Origin of the sequence: Streptomyces sp. NPDC045470, assembly GCF_040646595.1 — a bacterium.
Lineage (GTDB): Bacteria > Actinomycetota > Actinomycetes > Streptomycetales > Streptomycetaceae > Streptomyces.
Map to the genome: position 1 here is coordinate 24,794 of NZ_JBEZAN010000013.1, position 23,535 is coordinate 48,328.

At 74.2% G+C, this 23,535-nt stretch carries 19 protein-coding genes; 4 read left to right on the forward strand and 15 right to left on the reverse strand.

The window, feature by feature from the left end; genetic code table 11:
* Positions 1-18 precede the first annotated feature (18 nt).
* From AB0A97_RS28935 to AB0A97_RS28985, 11 genes are all read right to left on the reverse strand, one after another.
* Positions 19-1,080: an ROK family protein gene (locus AB0A97_RS28935; RefSeq protein ID WP_361155336.1), complete on the reverse strand. Its 1,062-nt coding sequence runs from the start codon at positions 1,078-1,080 to the stop codon at positions 19-21.
* 23 nt (positions 1,081-1,103) lie between these two features.
* On the reverse strand, positions 1,104-2,225 hold the full coding sequence (locus tag AB0A97_RS28940) for an iron-containing redox enzyme family protein (protein WP_361155338.1): 1,122 nt from the start codon (positions 2,223-2,225) through the stop codon (positions 1,104-1,106).
* Positions 2,226-3,227, reverse strand: a complete 1,002-nt coding sequence (gene sbnA, locus AB0A97_RS28945) for a 2,3-diaminopropionate biosynthesis protein SbnA (protein ID WP_361155340.1) — start codon at positions 3,225-3,227, stop codon at positions 2,226-2,228. It abuts the gene before it with no gap.
* Positions 3,224-4,948 carry a GMC family oxidoreductase gene (locus AB0A97_RS28950; protein ID WP_361155342.1) on the reverse strand — a complete coding sequence of 575 codons (1,725 nt, stop codon included), beginning with the start codon at positions 4,946-4,948 and terminating at the stop codon, positions 3,224-3,226. The genes sbnA and AB0A97_RS28950 overlap by 4 nt, the downstream gene beginning before the upstream one ends.
* The gene (locus tag AB0A97_RS28955) at positions 4,926-6,482 is read right to left on the reverse strand and encodes a GMC family oxidoreductase N-terminal domain-containing protein (RefSeq protein WP_361155344.1); all 1,557 of its coding nucleotides are present in this window, start codon (positions 6,480-6,482) and stop codon (positions 4,926-4,928) included. The genes AB0A97_RS28950 and AB0A97_RS28955 overlap by 23 nt, the downstream gene beginning before the upstream one ends.
* A complete protein-coding gene (locus AB0A97_RS28960) occupies positions 6,479-6,841 on the reverse strand; it encodes a hypothetical protein (protein ID WP_361155345.1) in 363 nt (120 codons plus the stop codon). The genes AB0A97_RS28955 and AB0A97_RS28960 overlap by 4 nt, the downstream gene beginning before the upstream one ends.
* Positions 6,838-8,304, reverse strand: a complete 1,467-nt coding sequence (locus AB0A97_RS28965; RefSeq protein WP_361155347.1) for an aminotransferase class III-fold pyridoxal phosphate-dependent enzyme — start codon at positions 8,302-8,304, stop codon at positions 6,838-6,840. Before AB0A97_RS28965 ends, AB0A97_RS28960 begins: the two co-directional genes overlap by 4 nt.
* Positions 8,297-9,742 (reverse strand): NAD(P)/FAD-dependent oxidoreductase, encoded by a 1,446-nt coding sequence (locus AB0A97_RS28970; protein ID WP_361155349.1) that lies wholly within the window; start codon positions 9,740-9,742, stop codon positions 8,297-8,299. The genes AB0A97_RS28965 and AB0A97_RS28970 overlap by 8 nt, the downstream gene beginning before the upstream one ends.
* Positions 9,739-10,749, reverse strand: coding sequence for a glycosyltransferase family 2 protein (locus AB0A97_RS28975; RefSeq protein ID WP_361155351.1), 1,011 nt, complete (start codon positions 10,747-10,749; stop codon positions 9,739-9,741). The genes AB0A97_RS28970 and AB0A97_RS28975 overlap by 4 nt, the downstream gene beginning before the upstream one ends.
* A gap of 62 nt (positions 10,750-10,811) precedes the next feature.
* Positions 10,812-12,047, reverse strand: a complete 1,236-nt coding sequence (locus AB0A97_RS28980; RefSeq protein ID WP_361155352.1) for a DegT/DnrJ/EryC1/StrS family aminotransferase — start codon at positions 12,045-12,047, stop codon at positions 10,812-10,814.
* Between the two features lie 124 nt (positions 12,048-12,171).
* Positions 12,172-13,476: a GNAT family N-acetyltransferase gene (locus AB0A97_RS28985; protein WP_361155354.1), complete on the reverse strand. Its 1,305-nt coding sequence runs from the start codon at positions 13,474-13,476 to the stop codon at positions 12,172-12,174.
* A 490-nt stretch (positions 13,477-13,966) separates the two neighbouring features.
* Between AB0A97_RS28985 and AB0A97_RS28990 the strand changes: the two genes are divergently transcribed.
* A complete protein-coding gene (locus AB0A97_RS28990; RefSeq protein ID WP_361155356.1) occupies positions 13,967-14,278 on the forward strand; it encodes a hypothetical protein in 312 nt (103 codons plus the stop codon).
* A 78-nt stretch (positions 14,279-14,356) separates the two neighbouring features.
* Here AB0A97_RS28990 and AB0A97_RS28995 read toward each other — a convergent pair whose 3' ends face one another.
* Positions 14,357-16,441: a TerD family protein gene (locus tag AB0A97_RS28995; protein ID WP_361155635.1), complete on the reverse strand. Its 2,085-nt coding sequence runs from the start codon at positions 16,439-16,441 to the stop codon at positions 14,357-14,359.
* A 394-nt stretch (positions 16,442-16,835) separates the two neighbouring features.
* Here AB0A97_RS28995 and AB0A97_RS29000 point away from each other — a divergent pair, with 394 nt between their 5' ends.
* On the forward strand, positions 16,836-18,437 hold the full coding sequence (locus tag AB0A97_RS29000; RefSeq protein ID WP_361155358.1) for an ABC-F family ATP-binding cassette domain-containing protein: 1,602 nt from the start codon (positions 16,836-16,838) through the stop codon (positions 18,435-18,437).
* A 24-nt stretch (positions 18,438-18,461) separates the two neighbouring features.
* On the opposite strand, the gene AB0A97_RS29005 is transcribed toward AB0A97_RS29000, so the two are convergent.
* Both AB0A97_RS29005 and AB0A97_RS29010 read right to left on the reverse strand, forming a co-directional pair.
* Entirely contained in the window at positions 18,462-19,226 is a 765-nt protein-coding gene (locus AB0A97_RS29005; RefSeq protein WP_361155360.1) for a class I SAM-dependent methyltransferase, read from the reverse strand.
* Positions 19,227-19,370: 144 nt separating this feature from the next.
* Positions 19,371-20,309, reverse strand: a complete 939-nt coding sequence (locus AB0A97_RS29010) for an alpha/beta hydrolase (protein ID WP_361155361.1) — start codon at positions 20,307-20,309, stop codon at positions 19,371-19,373.
* A gap of 112 nt (positions 20,310-20,421) precedes the next feature.
* Here AB0A97_RS29010 and AB0A97_RS29015 point away from each other — a divergent pair, with 112 nt between their 5' ends.
* Together AB0A97_RS29015 and AB0A97_RS29020 are read left to right on the forward strand one after the other, a co-directional pair.
* Positions 20,422-21,423, forward strand: coding sequence for a helix-turn-helix domain-containing protein (locus AB0A97_RS29015; protein WP_361155364.1), 1,002 nt, complete (start codon positions 20,422-20,424; stop codon positions 21,421-21,423).
* Between the two features lie 164 nt (positions 21,424-21,587).
* Positions 21,588-22,226 carry an HD domain-containing protein gene (locus AB0A97_RS29020; RefSeq protein WP_361155366.1) on the forward strand — a complete coding sequence of 213 codons (639 nt, stop codon included), beginning with the start codon at positions 21,588-21,590 and terminating at the stop codon, positions 22,224-22,226.
* 39 nt (positions 22,227-22,265) lie between these two features.
* Here the strand turns inward: AB0A97_RS29020 and AB0A97_RS29025 are convergent, their stop codons facing one another.
* Positions 22,266-23,330: a LacI family DNA-binding transcriptional regulator gene (locus AB0A97_RS29025; protein ID WP_361155367.1), complete on the reverse strand. Its 1,065-nt coding sequence runs from the start codon at positions 23,328-23,330 to the stop codon at positions 22,266-22,268.
* Between the last annotated feature and the right edge of the window lie 205 nt (positions 23,331-23,535).

The window sequence follows — 23,535 nt, forward strand, 5'->3', positions numbered from 1 at the left end:
GTGCCCGGCCGTGGACGCTCATGTCCGTACGCCTTCGTGGGCGTGGAGGAGGTCCCAGGCCAGCAGTCCGGCGCCGATCCGGCCCGCCCGTTCACCCAGCCGGGCGAAGACGAGGTCGGGCAGCGCCTGGAAGGCGGCCCGCTGTTCGAGGCCGCGCCGCAGCGGCGCACGCAACTGCTCACCCGCCTGGCTGAGCCCGCCGCCCAGCACCAGGACGGCCGGGTCGAAGAGCGTGACCGCCGCCAGCAGCGTCCGGGCCATCGCGTCGGCCGCCTCCTCCCACACCTGTACGGCCACCGGGTCGCCGGCCGCCGCGCGCCGCGCCACCTCCTCGGCGCCGGAGACCGGGGGCAGGGCGCCGCACCGCTGGTTGTAGCGGCGGGCCACGGCGACGCCGCCCGCGATGGTGTCCAGGCAGCCGCGCTGGCCGCACGGGCACGCGTCGCCGTCCGGCCGGGTGACGACGTGCCCGACCTCCGCCGAGCGCCAGTGGCTGCCCGGGAACGGCTTCCCGTCCAGCAGCAGCGCGCCGCCCACCCCCGTACCGACGGGCACGAACAGGACGACCCGGTGGCCGCGCCCGGCGCCCAGCCGCGCTTCGGCGAGGCCGCCGGAGCGTACGTCGTGCCCGAGGGCGACCGGCAGGCGGAGGCGCTCGGCCGCCAGCCGCCGCAGCGGCAGGTCGCGCCACTGGATGGAGGCGGAGAACACGACGGTGCCCGCGTCCTCGTCCACCAGCCCGCAGGAGGCGATGCCCACCGCGCGGACGTCCTCGCCCGCGTCGCGGGCCACGGCCAGGGCCTCGGCGGCGTGGTCGAGGACGGCGCCCAGGACGGCGTCGGGGCCGTCCGCGCTCCGGGTCGGGCAGCGGCTCTCGTGCCGGACCGTGCCGTCGGCGGCGACCAGCGCGGACTTGACGAAGGTGCCGCCGATGTCGAGGCCGAGGGTGCAGCCACCGGGCCCGCCGGGCCCGCCGTTCACCCGGCCGGGCCCCGGTGGGGTGAGGATCGTGCCGGGCAGGGTCAGTACGGCGTCGGCCGCCCCCGCCTGCTGGTGGGCGCTCCGGTCCGGGTCCGTCATGCTTCCTCCGATCGCAGCCGGCCTCAGTGGTCCTGGGGCCGCGGCGCGCGTTCGCTCCGCGGGCCCATGGTCTCCAAGTGACGCCGGATACGGTCGTACTGCCGCACGCCCGTGTCGACCGCGAGGTGCGCCCCGTACAGGGCAGCCCGTACCTCCGGGGGTGTGAGGCGGGGGCGCTGGGCGCGCAGCCCGTCGCACAGTTCCCGGCTGTGGCGGGGATCGATGCGGGTGTGGGCGGTGTAGTACACGCGGGTGGCGTCGTCGTGGATGCCCACCCGCGTCATTCCCTCCAGGAGGAGGGTGAAGTGCGGCTCGACCCAGCTTTCGAAGACGAGGAAGCAGCCGTATGCGGCCTGCACGCGCGCCGGGCGCAGCAGCAGCGCGGCGAACAGGTTCGAGGTCGGCTTGGCGAACCAGGGGTGGGCGCGGCGGTACCGGGCCAGCGCTTCCCACCCGGCGGGGGAGCCGAGCTGGCGGCGCAGCCAGTACGTGTGGAAGTTCTCCAGCCGCCCGCGTCCGCACTCGTCCCACAGGTTGGCCGCCGCGACGGCCTTCTGCTGTCCCTGGAGGCCGACGACGAGCAGGGCGACCTCGTCGTCCACGACTTCGTTGCGGATCAGTTCACAGCGCAGGAAGTACTCGATCTGCTCGCGGGTGGCGTCGGCGGCGAGGAAGCGGAAGAGGGGGTGGGAGGCGCCGGGGTTGTCGGCGGCCAGCGCTTCCAGGTGGTCGGCGGCCGCTTCCTGGGTCGGCAGGGCCAGTACGGGCCCGGGGGCGCAGCCGTACGTCAGGAACTCGTGCTCCAGCCGGGTGCGCGCCGCGTACAGGGCGATCTCCAGGTCGTCGTCGGGGGCGTGGGCGGCCGGGCCGTCGCGGTAGCCGAAGGAGTGGGCGTAGAGGGTGGCCAGGTGGTCGTGGAGGAAGCGGCCGTGGGCCTCGGGGTCGGCGCGCAGGCGGGCGAGGTGCGCGGCCTGGGCGGGCGGGGGAGCGGCCAGGAAGCGGACGAGCGCGGGGTCGAGGGAGCGGAAGGGGTGGACGGGGGGCCAGTACAGGTCCTGGAGGCCGTCGGCGTCCTCCGGGGCGGCGTGCGTGGCGGAGGCCGGGGCGGCGGCGGGGGCCGGGACGGCGTCGGCGGGCGGGTTCATTCAACGCACCTCCTCTGGGGCGGACTGCGCGGTGCCGGGCATCCGGGGGTGGCCGGTCGTCGCGGCGCCGAAGTGCTCGGTGACCCAGACGTCGTCGTACACGGTGTCCAGGTAGCGGTCCCCGAGGTCGGCGGAGAGCGCCACCACGCGGGCGCCCGGCGGGATGCCGGACCGCAGCCGCAGGACGGCGCAGAGCACGGAGCCGGTGGAGCCGCCGACGGCCAGGCCGTGGGAGCGGGCGAGGCGGCGGCACATCCGTACGGCGTCCCGTTCGGGTACGGCGACCACCCGGTGCACGGCGCGCGGACGGCAGAGTTCCGGCACCCGGCTGGTGCCCAGGCCCGGTATGCGGCGGGTGCCGGGCGGTCCGCCGAAGGTCACCGAGCCCTCGGCGTCCACGGCGACCACGGTGGTCCGGGGCGAGCAGCGGCGGAAGTGCGCGGCGCAGCCCATGACGGTGCCGGTGGTGCCGGCGCCGACGAAGAGGTAGTCCACGGTGCGGATCTCGCGCAGCACGGCGGCGGCGGTGCGGGTCGCGTGCACGGCCGGGTTGGCGGCGTTGGCGTACTGGTTGAGCCAGGTCAGGGACGGGTCGAGGTCCAGGGCGCTGCGGATCAGGGCGATCCGGCTGCCGAGATAGCCGCCGTTGCCGTCGGGGGTGTCCACGACGCACACATGGGCACCGAACGCGCGCATCAGCGCGACGCTCTGCCGCGGTACGTGCGGGTCGGTGACGCAGGTGAAGGTGTAGCCCTTGGCCGCGCAGACGGCGCTCAGGGCGATGCCCAGGTTGCCGGAGGAGGACTCGATCAGGGAGCCGCCGGGGCGCAGCAGGCCACGGCGTTCGGCGTCCTCGACCAGGCCGGTGGCGGTCTTGAGCTTGACCGATCCGGCCGGGTTGAGCCCTTCCAGTTTGAGGAAGAGTTCGGCGTGCGGCAGCAGTCCGGGCAGGCGCAGGAAGACGTCGTCGGTGATCAGTTCGTAGGCGTGGTCGACGATCATGTGCCCGCGGTCCCTCCGTCCCCGGGGCCGCCGCCGCGCCCCGCGTCGGAGGCGCGGATGGCACCGGCTTCGCGGCGAGCGTCGGCCGTGGGGACTTCGTACGTCTCCTCCGGAACCTCCGGAGCCCCCGCCACGTCCGGCGCGATGCGCAGCGCGTTGGCGGCGATCGTCAGCGCCGGGTTGACCGCGGCCGACGACGGGAACCAGGAGCTGTCCGCGATCCACAGGTTGTCCAGCTCGTGGGCCTTGCACCCCGGGTCGACGACGCTGGCCGCCGGGTCGGACCCGGCCACCGCCGTGCCGCACTGGTGCGAGTTGACCGCGATGCCCAACCGCCGGGTGCGGACCAGGGGGAAGCCCGCGCGCCGCATCATCTGTACGGCGCGGCGCGTCAGTCGGCGGTGCGGCGGCAGGTTCCCCGGCCGCCAGTGCACCTCGGTCCGGCCCCCGGGGCCGACGGCCACCCGGTTCTCCGGCACCGGCAGGTCCTCGCTGGTGAGGTACAGGTCGACGCTGCGCCGGGTGGCGGCGGCGAGCAGCGGGCGCGGTGTCCGGGGCCACAGTCCGCCCGCCGACGGGGGACGCAGCTTGCCCAGGGCCTGGATGTTGCCCAGGGGCCCGTGCGAGCCGTCGCCCAGGTACCAGTCGTTGACGCCCAGCGTCTTCTGGAACACCACGTCGTTGGCGTGGCGCGGGTCGACGGCCATGAGGAAGGTGCTGTTGTGCACCATGTAGTTGCGCCCGGCCTGTCCGGACCCGTTCGCCAGACCGGTGGTCCGTACCGGTCCCGTACGCAAGGAGCCGGGCTCCGAACGCAGCAGCAGCGCGGCCGTGTTGACGGCGCCGCAGGCCAGGACGTACCGGTCCGCGCGGATACGCAGCTCACGGCCCTCGTACCGGGCCAGCGCCTCGGTGACCCGCCGTCCGGACGCGCCGGTCACCAGCCGGGTGACCGTGGCCCGGGTGAGCAGCGAGACGTTGCCCGAGGCCAGCGCGGGCCGCAGCGCGCACACGTCGGCGTCGCTCTTGGCCTCGACCAGGCAGGGGAAGCCGTCGCAGGTGCCGCAGCGCAGGCACCGCCCGTCCTCCCGGAGGTCGACGCCGGTGGGCAGGGTGAACGGGGTCAGGCCCTGGTCGCGCAGCGACTCGGCGAGCGCGGCGACCGCGGGTTCGTGGGGGACGGCCGGCCAGGGGTAGTCGCCGGAGCGCCACGGGTCGGTCGGGTCGGCGGCGCGGGTGCCGTGCACCCGGTAGAGGCGTTCGGCGTGCGCGTAGTGCGGTTCGAGCGCGCCGTACGGGAACGGCCAGCCGGGCGAGATGCCTTCGGCGTGCTCCAGCGGCCCGAAGTCGGCCTCGCGGAAGCGCGGCAGGGTGGCGCCGAAGACCTTGGTGTTGCCGCCGACGTAGTAGTGCACGCCGGGGGAGAAGTACCGGCCGGCCGTGGCGTCGTACCAGGGTTCGGCGTTGCGGTAGCGCGCGGCGGTGAAGACGTCGGGCGCCGACCAGTTCTGCCATTCCCGCGGCAGGAAGTCGCCGCGCTCCACGACCAGGACCCGTGCGCCGGTGCCGCGCAGCGCGTACGCGAGGGTCGCGCCGCCCATGCCGGAGCCGAGTACGGCGATGTCGCAGTCCAGGACGGGCCCGGCCGGGCGCAGCAGGCCGCGCGGGCGCCCCGCGGCGTCGGTGGCGTCAGGGGCGTCAGGGGGTGGTGTCGCTGTCACAGTGCCTCCTCGTGGGGACCTGTGGTGCGGAGGAGAGGTGGCGGGCGACGATCTCGTGCGCGAAGGCCATGACCGTGCCCTGGGGGCTGATACCGGACGGCCCCGGCAGCACCGACGCGTCGCACAGCCGGAGATTGGTGAAACCGTACGGTCGGCCGTCCTGGTCGCACACCCCGCCGAGCGCGGGCCGCCCCATCGGGCAGGACGCCATGGCGTGGACGGAGACCAGGTCCCAGCCGCGCGGGTCCGACCGGGCGGCGAACTCCTGCGCCGTACGGTCCGAGCGCAGCACACCCGGGCACGGCGGGTACAGCTCCACGGCCCCCGCCCGGAACAGCAGCCGTGCCGCCCGGCCGAGCGCGAAGCGCAGCAGGCCGTGGTCGTACGGGGTGATCCGATGGCGCAGGAACCGCGCCCCGCCCCCGAGGTGGCGCACGGCGACGCGACCGCTCATCCGTACCTGCACCGTGTACAAGGCGACTCTGCCCAGGTCCGCCAGCAGCGCGTCGAGCACCGCCGGGCCGTGTCCGGCGAGGGCCGCCGCCAGTGATCCGGCGGTGAGGTTGGCGGGCATCAGGTGGATGCCCAGCTCGTCGAACTCCCGCACCTGCGCGGTGAAGATGGTGCCCCGCACGGCGTGCAGCGGGTCCGCGAAACGGGCCGCCAGACGGAAATTGACGTGGAACCCCATGGCGCGTCCGGCCCGGCGGCGGTGGATGCCGCTGCGCTGGAGGAGGAGGGCGCTGCCGACGGCCCCGGCGGCGAGGAAGACCGTGCGCGGGCGGTAGTCGATGCGGGTGCGGCCGTCCGGGCTGTGCGTCCCGCCCGGATCATCCGGTCCGTCCGGTCCGCTGAGGGCCGTCACGCCGTGTACGGTCCGGCCGTCGTGCCGGAGCAGGACGGCCCGCGTCCCGGGTTCGATCCGGGCGCCGTACCGCTCGGCCTCCGGCAGGTAGCTGACGAGCATGCTGCGCTTGGCGCCACTCGGGCAGCCGGTCGGGCAGCGGTTGCGGTGCCGGCAGCCGGGGGCAGCTCTTCTGGCGGCGGCCCAGCGCCAGTTCAGGTCGTCGGCGGCGGTGGCCAGCAGCCGGGAGTCCGCGTTGCCGTCGCCGTGCGGCTGCTCGCCGACGCCGAGACGCTCGGACACCGTACGGATGTGCTCCGCCAGCCGGCCGGCGCGGTAGTCGGTGGTGCCCATCACCCGCGCCCAGCGTTGCAGCAGATCGTCCGGCGGTGCCCACAGGACCCCGCCGTTGACGACCGTGCTGCCGCCCACGCAGCGGCCCTCGCCGTACGGGACGACCGGGCTGCCGAAGAGCGGGGTGAGTCCGGCGTCGCGGTAGAGGCGGCGCAGGTTCTCGGCGGGCGCCGAGGCGGCTATCCGGGCGGTGCTCGTCCGGGGCCCTTCCTCCAGGACGACGGTACGGTGACCGGCCCGCGCCAGTTCCAGCGCGGCGACCGCGCCGCCGGCGCCGGAGCCGATGACCAGGGCGTCACAGGGGACGGTGCGGGACGGTGCACGGCGGCGGGTCATGTGTCCGGCTCACCGTCCCGTGCGCTGTCCGGTGCTCCGTCCAGTGCGCCGTACAGCGCGAGGGCGTCGGTGACGGCGAGGAAGCGGCCGAAGCCGGGGAGCCGCGCGAGCCGGTCGTACCCGGCGGCGGGTGCGGAACTCCGCGCCGGAACCAGCCCGGCGACGCGCAGCGCGACCTCGGCGCCGACTCGGTAGGGCCTCGGCAGCCGCTCCAGCGAGCCGCTGACATGCGCGGCGGCGCGCGCGCTCGCGAGGGGCCCGGCGAGTGCCGGGTAGCGGGCCGCCCACAGACGCGGCAGACCGCTGGCGCACAGTGCCCGCGCCATCCGGCTGCCGTGCCGTGCGCGCGCGCCGCTCACCGCGCCACCGCCTGCTCCCTGGCGTCCTTGCCCCGCATGGGCACATGCTGCGCCAGTACGTCCTTGGCGAAGCGGCCCAGCAGTCGTCCGGCCCCCTGCTCCAGCACCGAGTCCAGCGCCTGGAGGAACACCTCGACCTCGGTCTCCCCGGCGACCAGCGGCGGCGAGGCGATGAGCGGCAGGCCGTGGTTGGAGCCGTAGTAGGCCAGGACGCCGAAGTCGCGGTAGAGAGAGGCGATCACGGCGGCTGTGACGAGCTTGCGGCGGGCCCGCGGATCCCGGGCGAAGGAGGAGGGGACCAGGCGCAGCAGCCGGTCCAGTGCGGGGTTGCCGTCGTTGAGGAACAGGCCGTGCAGTGCGCCCCGCCCGCAGGTGCCGGACACCAGGGAGCGGTGGCGGGCGGCGAGGTCGGCGAGGCCGCCGCCCAGCCGCTCGCCGATCCGCACGGCGCGCGCCGGGTAGTCGTCCTCGACGGCGATGGCGACGGCTTCCAGCGCGGTCGCGGTCTCCTCGCCGAAGCCGTAGTAGGTGGTGCTGTGCAGGGTCGCGTCGGCGAGGTTGTCGTACGCGGCGCGGAATACCGGCTCGCGCGCGACGTAGCCGGAGATGGACGCCTTGCCGCCGCCGAACGACTTCGAGGTGGTCAGGACGTCGGGCAGCAGGCCGGGGTGGCGCATGAAGTGGAAGAGCGTGCCGGTCCGTCCCCAGCCGGTGTACACCTCGTCGAAGACCAGCACGATGTCCCGTTCCGTGCACAGCCGGCGCGCCTCGTACAGGAACTCCGCCGAGCACTCGCGCACGCTCGACGCGCTGAACGGCTCCAGCACCACCGCGTACACGTCGCTTCCGCCGTCCCCGGTGCGGTGCCGTTCCAGGGCGAGGGCGAAGGACTCCAGGTCGTCGTAGGCGAAGTGGTCGGTGCCGGGCAGGCCGGGATAGGGGAAGCCGACCTCGGGGGAGGCGGTGAGGCTGCCCGCGCCGAGGAGCTTGCCGTGGAAGGAGATGTCGCTGTGCAGCACGGTGCCGCGGTGGCCCCGGTGGTACTTGAAGGCGAGCTTCACGGCGCCTTCGACGGCCTCCGCACCGGAGTTGGGGAAGTAGCTGAGGTTCAGGTCGCCGGGGAGCAGCCGGGCCAGGTTGTGGCTGAGTGCGGCGACGTACGGGGACAGGAAGTTCTTGTGGACCTCCATGGCGCGCCGGTCGGCGAAGCGGCGGCGCGCGGCGAGCAGCCGGGGGTGGTTGTGGCCGTGGTTGAGGACACCGATCCCGCCGGTGAAGTCCAGGATGCGCCGCCCGTCGCGCAGGGTGATCCAGCAGCCCTCGGCGTGGTCGACCAGGTCCTGGCCGAAGCCGAAGGAGCCGAGCAGGGAGACCTGGGCGCGGCTGACGTACTGCCGGTAGAGGTCGTGCACCTGGTGGGCGGGCATCCGCTCGCAGTCGTCGACGCTGAACAGCTCAGACATGGTCCGCTCCGGTCCGATGGGTGGTGTGGGCAGGGGCGGGGGCGGTGCCGCCCGTGCGGCGCTCCGCCGTACGGACGCGGTCGGCGATCAGCCGTCCGGCGCGCTGCCCGCCCCGCAGCGCGTAGTTGGTGCCCCGGTCCTCGGGGAAGACCTGGGCCATTCCGGCGAGGTAGAGGCCGGGTACGGCGTTCTCGACGCCGGGCACGGTCCGCGAGTAGTGCCGGGTGATGACCGGCTGCGCGTACCGGGCGCGCCAGACGTGGTGGGCGCGCACCCACTCCGCGCGGAACGCCGGGAACATCCGCCGCAGGTGCGGAAGGCTGTACCGGAAGACCTCCGGGTCGCTCATCCGGTACAGCGCGGCGTCCGCCGGCAGGTACGTGGACAGGTAGACGAGGTGCCGCCCGCCGTAGTGTTCCGGGGCGTCGAGGTTGGTGTGCTCGATGACGCCGACGTACGGGAAGTGCGGGTCGGTGACGTTGAGCCAGTACGTGTCCGACAGCGGCCGGTCGTTCTCCAGCACCAGACAGAGGTTGGCCAGGTACGGGATCGCCGTGAGGCGGCGGCGCAGGGCCGGGGCGGCGGGGTGTGCCGACCGGTCGAGCAGCGCGGCGGCGGGCCCGGGGGCGCAGGTCACCAGCGTGCGCGGGGCGCGCGTCACTTCACCACCGCAGCGCACGCCGCGTACGCCCTCCGGCCCGGTCAGCACCTCCGTCACCGGGCTGCCGGTCCGTATCCGTACGCCCAGCCCGGCCAGCCGGGGCAGCCAGGCGTCCAGCAGGGCGCCGCAGCCCCCGCGCAGGTAGTGCAGCACCTCGCGGCCCGACCGGCTGCGGCTGCCGCCCCGCAGATGCAGCTTGGTCCACATCCAGGTGGCACCGACCTCGGGCGCGTACGGGCCGAACTTGCCTTCCAGCAACGGCCGCCACACCCGGTCGTACACCCGCCGCCCGCCCAGCCCGACCAGCCATTCCTCGGCGGTCAGCGCCTCCAGCTCGCGCCAGTGCCGGACCCGGCCCGCGCGCAGCACGGAACGGCCCAGGCGCAGCCGGTCGGCGGGCGGCAGCGGCGCGAAGCGCAGTACGTCGAGCGGGGTGGAGAGGCGGTGGATGCCGCCCGCGTAGTAGAAGCCGGTGCGGCCGTGGTGGCGCTGGACGAGGTCGGCGCGGCCGAGGGCGGTGCAGAGCCGGAAGATGTCCGTGTCGGAGGCGAACCAGTGGTGGTAGAAGCGCTCCAGTTGCCGGTCGCCGACGGTGAAGGTGCCCGCGAGGCCGCCGACGTGGTCGTCCGCCTCCAGGACCAGGCAGCGCAGCCCGGCGCGGCCGAGTTCGTGGGCGGCGGCCAGGCCGGTGAATCCGGCGCCGACGACGATGACGTCCCAGTCCGCGCCGCCGGGGCTCGTGTCCCGTACCTCCCGGTCGCCGTTAACGGCCGTCACCGCGCGCTCCCGGCGGCCCATGCCTCCCGGGGCCCGGTCACGTCGTCGGCCGTCAGTCCCGTCGGTGCCGGGACGCCGGCCGCCCACCGCTGGAGGACCACGTACGGCGGCCTGCCGCGCACCTCGCGGTGGACCAGCAGCAGGTACTCGCCCAGCACCCCGAGCAGCACCGCCTCGCAGCCGAAGGTCCACGCGGCCAGCGGCACCGGGCGGCGCAGCACGGCCGAGGTCACGGCCGTCCCGCCGAGCCAGGCCAGGCCGACGGCGGCGGGCACCCGGGCCGGGGCCGAGGAGCAGGCGAGCAGGCCGCGCCGGGACAGGCCCGCCATCTTGCGCAGCGTGTACTTCGTCCGGCCGGCGAGCCGCGGCCGCCGCCCGTACTCCAGGCTCGTCTCCGGGAAGCCCGCCCAGCACACCGAGCCGCGCAGGTACAGCTCGCTCTCCGGGAGCAGCGTGAGGGTGCGGACGACTTCGCGGTCCAGCAGCCGGAAGTCGCCGGTGTCGAGGCTGACGGGGTGGTCGGCGACCGCCGCCAGCAGCCGGTAGAAGACGTGCGCGGTGCCGGTCTTGAAGCGGGTCTCGCCCTCCCGGCCGGAGCGCCGCGCGGAGACCACCGGCCAGCCCGCGCGCCAGCGTTCGACCATGTCGGCGATGAGGCCGGGCGGGTCCTGGAGGTCGGCGTCGATGGTCACCACGGCGTCCCCGGCCGCCTCGCGCAGGCCCGCGAGGACGGCCGGCTGGTGCCCGAAGTTGCGGGTCAGCCGCACCAGCCGGATGCGTGCGTCGGCGGCGGCGAGCGCCGTGAGCCGGTCCCACGTCCCGTCCCGGCTGCCGTCGTCCACGTACACGACCTCGTACTCGCACTCCGGCAGGCCGCGCAGTACGGCGCGGAGCCGGCGGTGCGTCTCCCCGATGACGGCCGCCTCGTCGAAGCACGGCACCACCACGCTGACCAGGGGCCTGGCGGCCACGGCGGTGAGCTGCGCGGGCGTTCGGGTCGCGGGCATGACGGTCCTTAGGTCGGTGGGTGGTCGGGGGAGGGGAGCGGCGGATCGGACGGTTCGGCCGGTCAGCCGAGCACGTCAGCGACCGTCTCGCGGAACCGTTCGGCGACCTCGGCGACCTCGTCCGTACCGCTGAAGACGTTCACCCCGAAGTCGGCGCCCAGGTAGGTGTCGGAGGTGCCGACGGTCAGCGCCAGCGACCGGCTCAGCACGTCGTCGGTGCGCGGCAGCGCACCCGCCCGCCAGCCGTCCCGCCGCCAGGACTCGGCGGCCGGGCGGAACGGGCAGGAGGAGCCGTCCGGCGCGGCCAGCGCGGCCAGTTCGGGCATGCCGCCGTAGTGGTGCTTGGGCGAGTGCAGCAGCGTCTTGGTGCCGAGCCGCTTCGCGACGGCCTCGGCGTCCGCCCGCTCGTCGAAGACGTGGACCAGGAGGGTCGCGCAGTCGCCCGCCGCGTCGTGCAGGGGGCGGCGGACCAGCCCGTCCCGTACGGGGATCTGCGCCAGCAGTTCGTCCCGCAGCTCCCGGGTACGGGCCAGCACGGCGTCCAGCCGGCCGAGCTGGGCGCGCGCCACGGCCGCCGTCAGCTCCGTCATCCGCAGGTTGAGGCCCCACAGCCGGTCGCCGGGGCCGTCCTCGCGGCGGTACGGGAACCAGCCGTGGTCGTGGAAGCCGTACGCCCGCTGGAAGACCCGCTCGTCGGCGGTGAGCAGGAACCCGCCGTCCCCGCCCGTGATCACCTTGAACATGTTGAGGGAGAAGGCCCCCGCGTGCCCGAAGGTGCCCAGCGCCCGGCCCCGGTACGTACCGCCGCACGCCTGCGCGGCGTCCTCCAGCACCAGCAGCCCGTGCTCGTCCGCGATCCGCCGCAACGCCGCCATGTCACAGGCCGCGCCGAGCATGTGCACCGGCATCAGCGCCTTCGTGCGCGGCGTGATCCGCTGCCGTACGTCGTCGGGGTCGAGGGTCAGCGAGGCGTCCACCTCGGCCAGTACCGGCGTCGCCCCGCTGTACGCCACGGCGGCGAGGCACGCGCCGTACATGTATCCGGGCACGACGATCTCGTCACCGGGTCCGATGCCGAGCGCCGCGAGGCCCGCCTGGAGCGCGGACGTGCCGCTGTTCACGGACAGGCAGTACGGGCTGCCCAGCCGGTGCGCCGCGGCCTGCTCGAACAGCCGGGTCTGGGTGAGGTCACCGAGCGGGTAGGAGTGCGCGGCGGTCGTGCGCGCCCAAGCGTCCAGCACCTGCTGGACGTTGTCGCGCTCCTCGTCACCGAAGAAGGCATAACCGGGTCCGGGCATGGGGGACTCCTCGCAGGAAGACGGGTGGTGCGGTCACCGGCGGCTTCCCTCGGCCCGCGGGGACGCCGCGCGGCCTGCCGCCGGCGGGACGGCGGTTCGCGGGCCGCCGGTCACCTCACCGGCCTCAGAAGGCCGTCGGACAGAACGGCGCCGGATCGTGGCGGAAGGCGGCGGAGGCGGCGCGCAGCGCGCCCGGCCGCAGCTCCGCGACCCGGCCCGCGAGCGCGAGCTGGGCCGGCGATCCACCGCCGAGCAGCACCGCACCGACGTCCCGGGCGTCCAGCGCGAGATCGGCCGCGGCCCCCGTCCGCGCACACACGGCACCGCCCCCGGCTTCCGCGCACAGCCGCCAACGCCCCTCGTTCCAGGGACACATCACGTCCCGCACCTCCAGCACCACATCCACCGGCGCGCTGTACGTACGGGAGGTCAGCGCGCGGTCCAGGTCCACGGCACGGGCGTACAACTGATCACGAACGGTCGGCGCGGCGCTGCGCGGATCGTCGAGCAGTGCCAGCAGCGGGTCGTCGACCGGGCGGCACGCAGCGCTGACGGTCCCGGCCAGGTCGGTGTCCAGCAGCGCCCGCCACACGAAGGCGTACGCGGCCGGGTCGCGCGCGAACACCTCCCGGACCGACAGGGCATAGCGCGGCCGGGACCGCTCCCAGGCGGGCCGCAGCCGGTACAGCGCGTACGCGCGCGCTTCGCCGCCGGGCCCCGAGACCACCATGCACAGCAGCCGGCCCGCGCCGTGCCGTCCGTCCGGCTCGTCCTCGACGGCGCGGCGCTGCCAGGCGGCGTCCCGGCGCAGCAGACCGGGCCGCTGGGACAGACAGGCGCGGTAGACATCGGCTATGACCGCGTGCGCCTCGTCGGGCGGGACGACGTTCAGGGTCAGCCCCGCGGCAGCCACCTCCCCCGTGAAAGCCCGTGCCTCGGGCGGCACGGACACCTCCACGGCCTGGGAGGCGAGCCCGAACCCGAACCGCCCGTAGATCCCCGGCTCGGTCGAGTGCAGGACCGCGACCGGCTCGGCCCGCTCCTCGTGCAGCGTGGTGAGCGCCTGTCGCAGCAGCTCGCGCATCAGCCCGCGGCGCCGGTGCGGCGGCGCGACCGCCACGTACCCGATGCCGGCCACGGGGGCCGGGCCGCCCGGCAGCGTCATCTCCAGCGCGTACCCGGCGAGGGTGGCACACGGGCGGCCGCCGTAACACGCGACGAGGGAACGCTTCGGTTCGAAGAGGGCGCCGACCACGGCGCTGTGGGCCGGCGAGTGCGGATGTCCGCCGTACGCGAGGTCGAGCACCGCCCCGAATTCCGCCCATTCCGCGGCGGCCCGGAAGGTGTATCCCGCGGCGGCCCGGCCGCCTTCCGCACCGGTCCGCACGGCCGTTCCGGTATCCGGCCGCACGTCCTCCCGCGCTGCCATGTCCGCCACGTTCCCCATAACCCGCTCCAAGCCCGTCATCGGCCTCGTGCCCGGGAAGAGGTGCGGCGAGCGCGGCGCGTAAAGGTCGTCGGCGTTCGACGCAGAGGCCGTATCGGCTGCTCCGGTGCGGCGCGGTACGCCGCGGAACCGGAGAGATGGTGATCGCGAGGCCCGGATCGCGAATTCCTCATGCGTCGATGTGCCGGGGCCGCCGGAAAGGCTGGGTTCCAGGTTTGTGAGACGGCAGGGGACTGTCAACCCTCCGGAAAAAAGAATCATGCCCCCGCCCCCGCCGCCGGTTACGCCCGCCCCGCCCCCCGGTCAACCCTCCATTCCGGCCAGCGGGCCCGCCGCCGGCCCGCACTCCCCACATCTGGCCAACGTTGTCGAACGCCCTTGCTGGCCAGTGACGTCCGGGCCCAAACTGCCCTAGCCGTCGGTCAGTTGATCGCCGGCCCGCATTCCTACGAGGACGCGACAGGAGCAGGCAATGCAGAACGGCACGTTCCTCTCCGGCAAAACCGCCCCCGGCGAAGGCTGGCAGAACTACCCCGACCGCAATGGCGACGGCATCTACATCGACGTCGACACCAGCGCCGGGCAATTCACCGAAACCCCCGCCTATATCGCCGCCCTCACCGGAGACGACCGCATGTGGATGACCACCGGCGGAAACACGGTCTACGCCGCCACCCCCACCGGCTTCCGCATCTACGTCCGCCGCGTCGACCGCCAGCCCATCGACCCCGAATACGCCGCCAAGAACGGCTGGCACATCGCCTGGATAGCCGCCGAAACGTGACGCCAGGGCCTCGCCCGCCGGCCCCCGCGGGAAATGCCGCGGGGGCCGGCGGGGGCGGGGGAATTCCCACTGAGTGGATCAGCCCGTGACAGCGGCCTCGGCCGGGTCGGTCGCGGAGGTACGGCGTGCGGAGCGGCGCTCCGTGCTGCCGGACTGCGCGAGAGGGGCGACGACACTCGCGTAGAACCGGTCCACGGCTTCGTCGACGCTGCGGATGAAACCGGACTCGGCGTTGCCGCGGGTGCTGCCCATGCCCTTGAACAGGGACAGCCGGAACCCGCTGATGGGCACCCCGTCCTTGGGCAGGAGGTCTCCGGGCTCCGGGCGCAGCCGCTCCAGCGTGCCGCGCGGCCCCCTGTTGCCCTCTGTCAGAGTCTCCACATGCAGGTCCGCCGGTGCTTCGGCGAGCTGCCTGACCAGGCGCTTGGCCCAACTGAGGGGATAACCCTGCTCGGGCGCCGGGATCTCGATGGATGTACGCAGCTTCCCGGTCCGCAGGTCCGCGGCGATCGCGAGGATGCCGGGCGTGGTGTCGATGCGCAGCTCGGCGGAGAGGCGCCCCTCCTCGCAGAGCCGGTCGGCGAGCGCCGCGCGACGGCTGGCCTGGTCCGTCCCGCGCTTGGCGCGCTGCACCGGCAGCACTTTCTGGCCCAGTTCCCCGCCCAGCCGCAGACAGACCTGGCGGACGAGCCGCTCCCAGCTCTCGACGACGGCCACGGCACGCTCGTCACCCTGGCAGAGCGTGTCCGTGTCGATCCCGTTGCGCACCGGTACCCACGCCGGGCCCATGTTCTGGAAACCGTGGCAGCCCGAGTTCTCGTGCTGGAGGTAGTGCAGCAGCTCCTGGAGCAGCCAGGCGTGTGCCGCGTCGCCCACGCCCTCGTGGCGGATCAGCAACTGTGCCTGGTGCGCCACCTCGGCCCAGGACAGGTGCCACAGCGTCACCTTGTGCTTGCGGCGGCCGTCGGTCTTCACCTCGACCAGCGGACTGCCCTCCAGCGCCACGTCGTTGGAGAGGGTGATCACCACTTCGTAGCCGCGCCGGGCCGCGATATCCATGTAGTCCTGGACCTGCTCGGACTTGAGCGGGTTGCCGTTGGTCTTCGTCTCGACCAGGGCGGTCCACAGCTTGCCTGCCCGCTCCACCCGGATCACCCCGTCGGGGCGCCGGGGCGTGTCCCCGTTCGGCAGGGTGACTTCGGTGAACGTCTGCATCCGGCCGGCCGGGGCGCCGAAGGCCGCGGTGAGCCGCCGTCCGAACTCCGGAACCTGCGCCATCACGGCCAGCAGGACCGATGTCGCGCGCATCTCGCGCTCCCGGTCGCTCTTCAGGGTGGGCGCGGGGAACAGCCGGGCCTGGCGCCAGGAGTCGTTCTCGGCGAGGGACTTCTTCGCCACCTTGGGCAGGGTGACCTTCTTCTTCGCCGTACGCGGCCCACGGGGACGCCGCACGGGAGCCGGATCCGGCGTGGCCGACGGCGCGGGTACGGCCGCCGGTGCCTCGGCCGCCGGTACGGTGGCTGCCGCCTCCGGCCCGGAGAGCGTCGGCGCCTGAACAGCCCCCGCCCCCGCCGCGGTCCCGGGGTGCGGTGCGCCCGCTCCCGCCTCCTCCTCGTCCGCCGGCTCCTCCTCGTCCACGGAGATGCCGAAGTCCGTGGCCAGTCCCGCCAGGCCCGTCGCGTAGCCTTGCCCGACCGCGCGGAACTTCCACTCCCCGGCCCGCCGGTACAGCTCACCGAAGATGAACGCGCTCTCTTCCCCGGCGTCGGCGATGGTGAAGCCCAGCAGCGCCTCACCGGTACGGTCGGCGACCGTCACCCGCAGGTCGTCCAGCTGACCGAAACGGCCCGCGCCGTACTGACTGGCCGCCACGACCAGGCTCTCGACGTCCTGCGGGACGGCGGTCAGGTCGATGCTGACCCGGTCCTCACTGCCGTTGGCCGTCGGCGTCTTGCCCAGTAACTGCACGCTGCCGTCGGCGGCGGCCGGATTGTTGTAGAAGTAGAAGTCCGCGTCGCCGCGCACCTTGCCGTCGGCGCCCAGCAGCAGAACGGAGACGTCCGCGTCGCCGTCCCCCGACGCGCTGCTCCAGCTCAGGCTCACCATCAGTGAACCGGTGTCCTCGCTCAGGGCCGCAAGTCCGACGTTGCCACCCTTGGTCATCTCGTGCATGGAGCCCCCACAAATGCCGCCGCATCCAGGGGCACGGGCACACCCGGCAGGCTGCTACGTGGTGACCTGCGATGCAGCACAACTCAGTGTGTACGCCGCGAACCTTAAACCCCTATCAGGGGTTTCGGGAGGTGCCGGGACCAGCGGATGTCCGGATCTTCCGGATGCGGGACGACCTCCAGATGTCGATCTCCGCGCCACCCCACGTGCGGGCCCGTGCCACCGCCGGCCAAGGCCACGCCAGGCGTTCCGCGCCGAAAAACCAGGTGCGCTCCCCCGCCCCACCCTCTACCCTCGCCACCATGTCGACCCCCCGGATCTCCTAGCTCGGACACCCGCTTTCGCGCCACCCGTGTGTCCTTGAGCTGTTCCGGAGTGTCAAATCATGATTACCGTTCGTGGTGCCGACGTGCGCGTCGGTGCCCGGCTTCTGCTGTCCGGTGTGTCCTTCCATGTGGGGCCCGGTGACCGTGTCGGTCTGGTGGGCCGTAACGGGGCGGGGAAGACGACCCTGCTCGACGTCCTGGCGGGGCGGGTGCCGCCGGCTGCCGGGGAGATCGTGCGTACGGGGAGTCTCGGCCACCTGCCGCAGGACTCCCGGGCGGCCGACCCGGCCGTCACCGTCACCGACCGCATCCTGTCCGCGCGCGGGCTGGACCGGGCCGCGGCGGAGCTGCGGCGGGCCGGGGACGCGCTGGCCGCGGCCGTGGGGCCGGGGACGCAGGAGAAGGCGATGGCCGCTTACGCGCGGGCCGAGGACGCCTTCCAGGCGTCTGGCGGGTATGCGGCCGAGGCCGAGGCGGCGCGGGTCGCGGACGGGTTGGGGCTGCCCGAGCGGGTGCTGCGTCAGCCGGTGGGCGGGCTGTCGGGCGGGCAGCGGCGGCGGGTGGAGCTGGCCCGCATCCTGTTCGCCGGACACGGCACGCTGCTGCTGGACGAGCCGACCAACCACCTCGACGCCGACTCGGTCGCCTGGCTGCGCGGCTACCTGGCCGCTCACCGGGGCGGCCTGGTACTGATCAGCCACGACACCGGGCTGCTCGCCGACACCGTCAACCGGGTGTTCCACGTGGACCCGTCGCGGGCCGCCCTCGACGTGCACAACACCGGGTGGCACGCCTACCTCGCCCAGCGCGCGGCGGACGACCGCCGCCGGGCACGGGAGCGCGCCAACGCCGAGCGCAAGGCGGCGGCGCTGCACAGCCAGGCCGACAAGATGCGCGCGAACGTCGCGACGGCCGTCTCCGCGAAGAACATGGCCCGCCGCGCCGACCGGCTGCTGGCCGCGCTGGAGCCGACGCGCCGCAGTGCGCGGACCGCGCGCATCCGGCTGCCCGAGCCCGCGCCGTGCGGCCGGGTGCCGCTGGGAGCCGTGAGCCTGGCCAAGGCGTACGGGGAGCACCGGGTGCTGGCCGGCGTGGACCTGGCCGTCGACCGGGGGAGCCGGCTGGTCGTGCTCGGCCTCAACGGGGCGGGCAAGACGACGCTGCTGCGGCTGCTGGCCGGGCGGGAGACACCCGACGCGGGCCGGGTCGTCGCCGGGCACGGCCTGCGGCTGGGCTACTTCGCGCAGGAGCACGACACGCTGGACCCGGCCCGTACGGTCCGGGAGAACCTGGCCGCCGCGGCGCCGCACCTGAGCGACGGCGAGGCCCGGCACGTCCTCGGCTCGTTCCTCTTCTCCGGGGACGACGCGGACAAGCCGGTACGGGTGCTCTCCGGCGGCGAGAAGACCCGGCTGGCGCTGGCCGGGCTGGTCCACTCGCGCGCCAACGTCCTGCTCCTGGACGAGCCGACCAACAACCTCGACCCGGCCTCCCGGGACGAGGTGCTGGGCGCGGTCGGCACCTACCCCGGCGCGATCGTGATGGTCAGCCACGACCCGGGCGCCGTCGAGGCGCTCCGGCCCGACCGGGTGCTGGTGCTGCCGGACGGTACGGAGGACCTGTGGGGGCGGGAGTACGCGGAGCTGGTGGAGCCGGCGTGAGGGGCGGCCGGCCTCCGCGGGAGGTCAGGCGGGCTTGCGGGCCTCGATGAGGAAACGGGTGGAGTGGGCCACGAACGGGCCCTCCGCCCGGATCTTCTCGTCCAGTTCCCGCAGCCGGCCGCGGTAGCGGTCCACCGTGAAGCCCGGGACCATCCAGATCACCTTGCGCAGGAAGTAGACCACCGCGCCGATGTCGAGGAACTCCGTACGGAGGGCTTCGGCGCGCAGGTCGGTGATCTCCAGACCGGCGGCCTCGGCGTCCCTGCTCTCGTCGTCGGGGTGGCGCCGGCGCCGTACGTCCTCGGGCTGCGGGCCGAGGAAGTACTCGACCAGCTCGAAGACGCTGGCCGGGCCGACGTGCTGGGCGAAGTACGTGCCGCCGGGCCGCAGCACCCGGGCGATCTCCGACCACCACACGGTGGCCGGGTGGCGGCTGGTGACGAGGTCGAAGGCGCCGTCGGCGAAGGGCAGCGGCGGCTCGTCCGGGTCGGCGACGACGACCGCGCCGAGCGGGTGCAGCAGCGCGGTCGCCTTCGCGACGTTGGGCGGCCAGGACTCGGTGGCCGCCATGACGGGCGGCAACGGCCCGGCGCCCGCGAGGACTTCGCCGCCGCCGGTCTGGATGTCCAGCGCCGCCCGGGCGTGAGCCAGCCGCTCGCCCAGGCGGCGCTGGTACCCCCAGGAAGGGCGCTGCTCGGTGGCCCGGCCGTCCAGCCAGGAGAAGTCCCAGCCTTCGACGGATACGGATTCCGCCTCGGCCACCAGGTCGTCGAAGGTGCGTGTGGTCATGGGGGGATCGTCTCAGGGGGAGGGGGTGGTTTGCTACGTAATTTGGTGGTTTGTTCGGAAGGAGGGAGGGAGGTCAGGCCGGTGTCGGGGCCGGTGGCCGGGGCGGTGGCAGGCCCCGGGTCAGGGGTGATGGCGAGTCCGGTGTCACGGGCGCAGGGCTTCGCGCAGGGCGCGTACCTGGTCCGCCAGACTGCGCTCGCTGACCCGGGCCTTCGGGAACAGCAGGTCGAAGCCGTGCACGGCGCCCGGGACCTGGACCAGTTCGGTGGTGACCCCGGCGGCGCTGAGGCGCCCGGCGTAGGCGCGGCCCTCGTCGCGCAGCGGGTCCACCTCCGCCACGGCGATGTAGGCGGGCGGCAGTCCGCCGAGGTCGGCGGCCCGGATCGGGGAGGCGTACGGCTCGGGGTGGCTCTCTTCCGCGTAGTAGCGCCAGGCCAGCTCCATCGCGGCCCGGTTGAGGACCGGGGTGTCGGTGAACTCGCGCACCGAGGCGCTCGTCAGGCCGCCGTCCACGCCCGGGTAGGTCAGCGCCTGGAAGACGATGTGCGGCCCGTCGAGGTCACGGGCGCGCAGGACGGTGGAGGCCGCGATGTTGCCGCCGGCGCTTCCGCCGGCGACGGCGATGCGCTCCGGGTCGCCGCCGATCTGCGCCGCGTTGGCGGCGATCCAGGTCAGGGCCGCGTAGGCGTCGTCGGCCGCGGCCGGGTAGGGGTGTTCGGGCGCGAGGCGGTAGTCGACGGAGACGACGACGGCTTCGACGTCCCGGGCGTACCGCAGGGAGCGCTCCTCCTCGGCCTCGGGGGATCCGTAGGTGAAGGCTCCGCCGTGCACGTAAAGGATCATCGGCAGGCTGTCGCGGGTGTCGGGCCGGTAGACGCGCAGGCGCAGTTGTCCGCCCGGCCCCGGGATGAACAGGTCCCGGACCTGCACCCGGTCGTCGGCGGGAAGGTCGGGGTGCTCCCGCAGCAACGCGTACCGCTCGGGGTCGGCGAGGACGGCGTCCAGGCCGTACACGGGGAAGATGCCGGTGTCGGCGGTGTCGAGCAGCGTCTGGATCTCGGGGTCGACAGCGGGAACGGTCATGACGGGCCGCCACCTTTCGGGTGGGAGTGCGGAAAAGGAGACGGCACCAGCTTCTCCGGACTCCGAGAGCGACAGAAGTGGCCCGGGGGCCAGCATGTGCAACTATCGGGCCATGACTGTCGCAGCTCCGCACCGGGTGACGGTGCTCGCCCTCGCGCCCGTGGTCGCGTTCGACCTCAGCATCCCCGCCCAGATGCTCGCCATGGTCACCCCGCGGGCCGGAGACGCGGCGTACGAGGTGCGGGCCGTCACGCCGGACGGCTCCACGGTGGCGACGGTGAACGGGTACGGCGTCATGCCCCAGGGCGACCTGTCCCTGCTGGAGCACGCCGACACCGTGATCGTCGCGGGCACCCGCTGCCCGGACGTGCTCGACGACGGCGTGGTGGACCCCCGTGTCGCGGACGCGTTGCGCGCGGCCACCGGGCGTCGCGCCCGGATGGTGTCCCTGTGCACCGGGTCGTTCGTACTCGCGGCCGCCGGCCTGCTGGAGGGGCGCCGGGCCGCGACGCACTGGCGCTACGCGGAACAGTTCCGGCGCCTCTTCCCGTCGGTCGCCCTGGACACCGACCCGCTCTACGTCGCCGACCGCGGGATGCTGACCTCGGCCGGCGGCGCGGCGGCCATCGACCTGTGCCTGCACCTGATCCGGGAGGACCACGGCAGCTCCGTGGCCAATCAAGTGGCCCGGTACAACGTCGTCGCGCCCATGAGGGACGGCGGACAGGCCCAGTACATCGACCATCCGGTCGCGGAGGACGCGGGTACGTCGACGGCCGCGGCACGCGCGCTGATGTCGGAGCAACTGGACCGGCGGCTGTCCCTCAAGGAGCTCGCGGCGCACTGCCACATGAGCGTGCGGTCGTTCACCAGGCGGTTCCGGCAGGAGACCGGCACGTCACCGGCGGACTGGCTGACGTCCGCCCGCCTGAAGCACGCCCGCTACCTGCTGGAGTCGACGGAACTGCCCGTGGACGACATCGCCGCCCGTACCGGTCTGGGAAGCGGTACGAACCTGCGTCAGCACATGCGGGTCACCCTGGACACCACCCCCTCCGCCTACCGGAGGGCCTTCCGCTCGACCACCGCTTCCCGTACGGAACCACGGCCCTGACCGCGGCCCCGGGTGCACGGTCCACACGGGGCGTGTCCGGATGCGTGGCCCTCTTGCCCGTACGGCCATGGCGCCGGGCGGGCCGACGGGCGAAGGTGGAAGCCGGCCCCGGAACCCTGGGACCGAAAGGCCGGAACCCTGGGGCCGAGAGGAAGGAGGACGTCGTGAGCGAGGTGATCGCCGATGTGCGGATCCCGGACAGCGCCCTGGCGCGGGAGGCGACCGAGCTGGTGCGCGAGGCCGCGCCGCCGCTGCTGTTCGACCACTCCCGCCGGGTGTTCCTGTTCGGGGCGCTGCGCGGGCGGGAGCAGAAGCTGGAGTTCGACTCGGAACTGCTCTACGTGGGAGCGATGTTCCACGATCTCGGGCTGACCGAGCGGTACCGCCGCACCGACCAGCGTTTCGAGATCGACGGTGCCGACGAGGCCCGCGCCTTCCTGCACCGGCACGGCATCACCGGCGAACCGGCCGACCGCGTCTGGACGGCGATCGCCCTGCACACCACACCGGAGATCCCGCTGCACATGGCGCCCGAGGTGGCCCTGGTCACCCGGGGCGTGGAACTGGACGTCCTGGGCATCGGCTACGACGCCGTCTCCGACGAGCAGCGTGCCACCGTGGTCGCGGCGCACCCGCGGCCCGACTTCAAGAACCGCATCCTGGCGGCCTTCACCGAGGGCATCAAGGACCGGCCCGGCACCACCTTCGGGAACGTCAAGGCCGATGTCCTCGCCCACTGCGTCCCCGGGTTCGAGCGCGGCGACTTCGTGGAGGTCGTCCGGGGGTCCGACTGGCCGGAGTGACGGAGTGGGAGCCGTGCGGGGACGGTGCGGGGCTGCGTGTCAGGTGGCGCGTGAGGTGGACGAGCCGCCCGGACCGACCCGACCGCCCGGCCCCTCCGTCGCCCCCTCCGGGCGGCTGGAGGCCCGTACCCGCAGGGACCAGTCGTGGTGGCGTACGGTCAGCGGCCCGGCGCGGCCGGCCAGGATGTCGCAGAGCAGGGCGGCGCAGGCCCGCCCGTACGCGTCCGGGCGCAGGTCGATCGCCGTCACGGGCGGCGCGCAGGCGCGCAGGGCCGGGCCGTCCACGCAGGAGGCGACGAGCAGGTCACGCCCGGCCGTACGGCCGAGTCCGGCGGCGGCCCGCAGGACTCCGGCGGCGGCACCGTCGGGCGCGCAGACCACCGCGTCGACGGCGGGCGTGTCCGCGAGCAGGTCCACGGTGGCCTGCGCGGCCTCGTCGGGGGTGGCGGCGAACGGCACGGTCCGCACGGTGACGGGAAGCCCGTGCGTACGGCTCCAGTCGTCCGCCGTCCCGCGCAGCGCGGTGGCCCACGCCGAGGTGCCGGCGGGCGCGAGCAGCGCCGGGCGGCGGGCGCCGGACGCGCGCACATGGTCCAGCAGCGCGGTCAGCGAAGCGGCGTTGTCGCAGACCACGGCACCGGCGGGGGCGGCGGCCGTACCGAGGTACCGCTCACCCGTGACGACGGGTACGCCCGCGTCGAGCAGGCCGGGCACGTCGGCATCGGTGGCCTCCGGGTCGATCACGAGCAGGCCGTCCACCCGGGAGGCGAGCCGCCCGGCGGCCCCGCCGCCCGGGGCCAGCAGCACCACGTCCAGGCCGTCTTCCTGGGCGCGGGTCACCGCCCCGAAGGCGAGGGTCATGTAGTAGTCCAGCCGGGTCGCGGTACGGGGCAGGTGCAGGCCGATCGCCCCGGTGCTGGCCCGGCGCAGCCGCTGGGCGGCGCTGTTGGGCCGGTAGCCCAGCCGGTCGGCGGTGTCCCTGACCCGGCGGCGGGTGTCCTCGGCCACCCGGCCGGACCCCTGGAGCGCGTCGGAAACCGTGCTCTTGGAAACCCCGGCGGCCCGCGCCACATCGAGCAGGGTCACGGTGCGGCGGCTGGTCACGGGGCGCAAGTCTAGACGTACGAGGGCGCTGGCAGGCCGGGGCGCGGGCCGGGTACGGGGAGGGAGGAGGGGACGAGGGCGTCGCGTCGTGACGGTGGCGTGTCGTTGGTACGCCGGCGTCGCGTCGATACGCCTGCGGCTCGTTGGTACGAGGGTGTCGCGTCGCTACGCCCGGAGCTCGTCGATACGGGAGCGTCGCGTCGTC

Excerpts from the sequence above, each read along its gene's own strand:
- AB0A97_RS28935 (WP_361155336.1), bottom strand. The coding sequence starts at position 1,080 with ATGACGGACCCGGACCGGAGCGCCCACCAGCAGGCGGGGGCGGCCGAC.
- AB0A97_RS28940 (WP_361155338.1), bottom strand. The coding sequence starts at position 2,225 with ATGAACCCGCCCGCCGACGCCGTCCCGGCCCCCGCCGCCGCCCCGGCC.
- AB0A97_RS29005 (WP_361155360.1), bottom strand. The coding sequence starts at position 19,226 with ATGACCACACGCACCTTCGACGACCTGGTGGCCGAGGCGGAATCCGTA.
- AB0A97_RS29010 (WP_361155361.1), bottom strand. The coding sequence starts at position 20,309 with ATGACCGTTCCCGCTGTCGACCCCGAGATCCAGACGCTGCTCGACACC.
- AB0A97_RS29000 (WP_361155358.1), top strand. The coding sequence starts at position 16,836 with ATGATTACCGTTCGTGGTGCCGACGTGCGCGTCGGTGCCCGGCTTCTG.
- AB0A97_RS28990 (WP_361155356.1), top strand. The coding sequence starts at position 13,967 with ATGCAGAACGGCACGTTCCTCTCCGGCAAAACCGCCCCCGGCGAAGGC.
- AB0A97_RS28995 (WP_361155635.1), bottom strand. The coding sequence starts at position 16,441 with ATGACCAAGGGTGGCAACGTCGGACTTGCGGCCCTGAGCGAGGACACC.
- sbnA (WP_361155340.1), bottom strand. The coding sequence starts at position 3,227 with ATGATCGTCGACCACGCCTACGAACTGATCACCGACGACGTCTTCCTG.
- AB0A97_RS28980 (WP_361155352.1), bottom strand. The coding sequence starts at position 12,047 with ATGCCCGGACCCGGTTATGCCTTCTTCGGTGACGAGGAGCGCGACAAC.
- AB0A97_RS28965 (WP_361155347.1), bottom strand. The coding sequence starts at position 8,304 with ATGTCTGAGCTGTTCAGCGTCGACGACTGCGAGCGGATGCCCGCCCAC.
- AB0A97_RS28955 (WP_361155344.1), bottom strand. The coding sequence starts at position 6,482 with ATGACCCGCCGCCGTGCACCGTCCCGCACCGTCCCCTGTGACGCCCTG.
- AB0A97_RS29015 (WP_361155364.1), top strand. The coding sequence starts at position 20,422 with ATGACTGTCGCAGCTCCGCACCGGGTGACGGTGCTCGCCCTCGCGCCC.
- AB0A97_RS28985 (WP_361155354.1), bottom strand. The coding sequence starts at position 13,476 with ATGGCAGCGCGGGAGGACGTGCGGCCGGATACCGGAACGGCCGTGCGG.
- AB0A97_RS28975 (WP_361155351.1), bottom strand. The coding sequence starts at position 10,749 with ATGCCCGCGACCCGAACGCCCGCGCAGCTCACCGCCGTGGCCGCCAGG.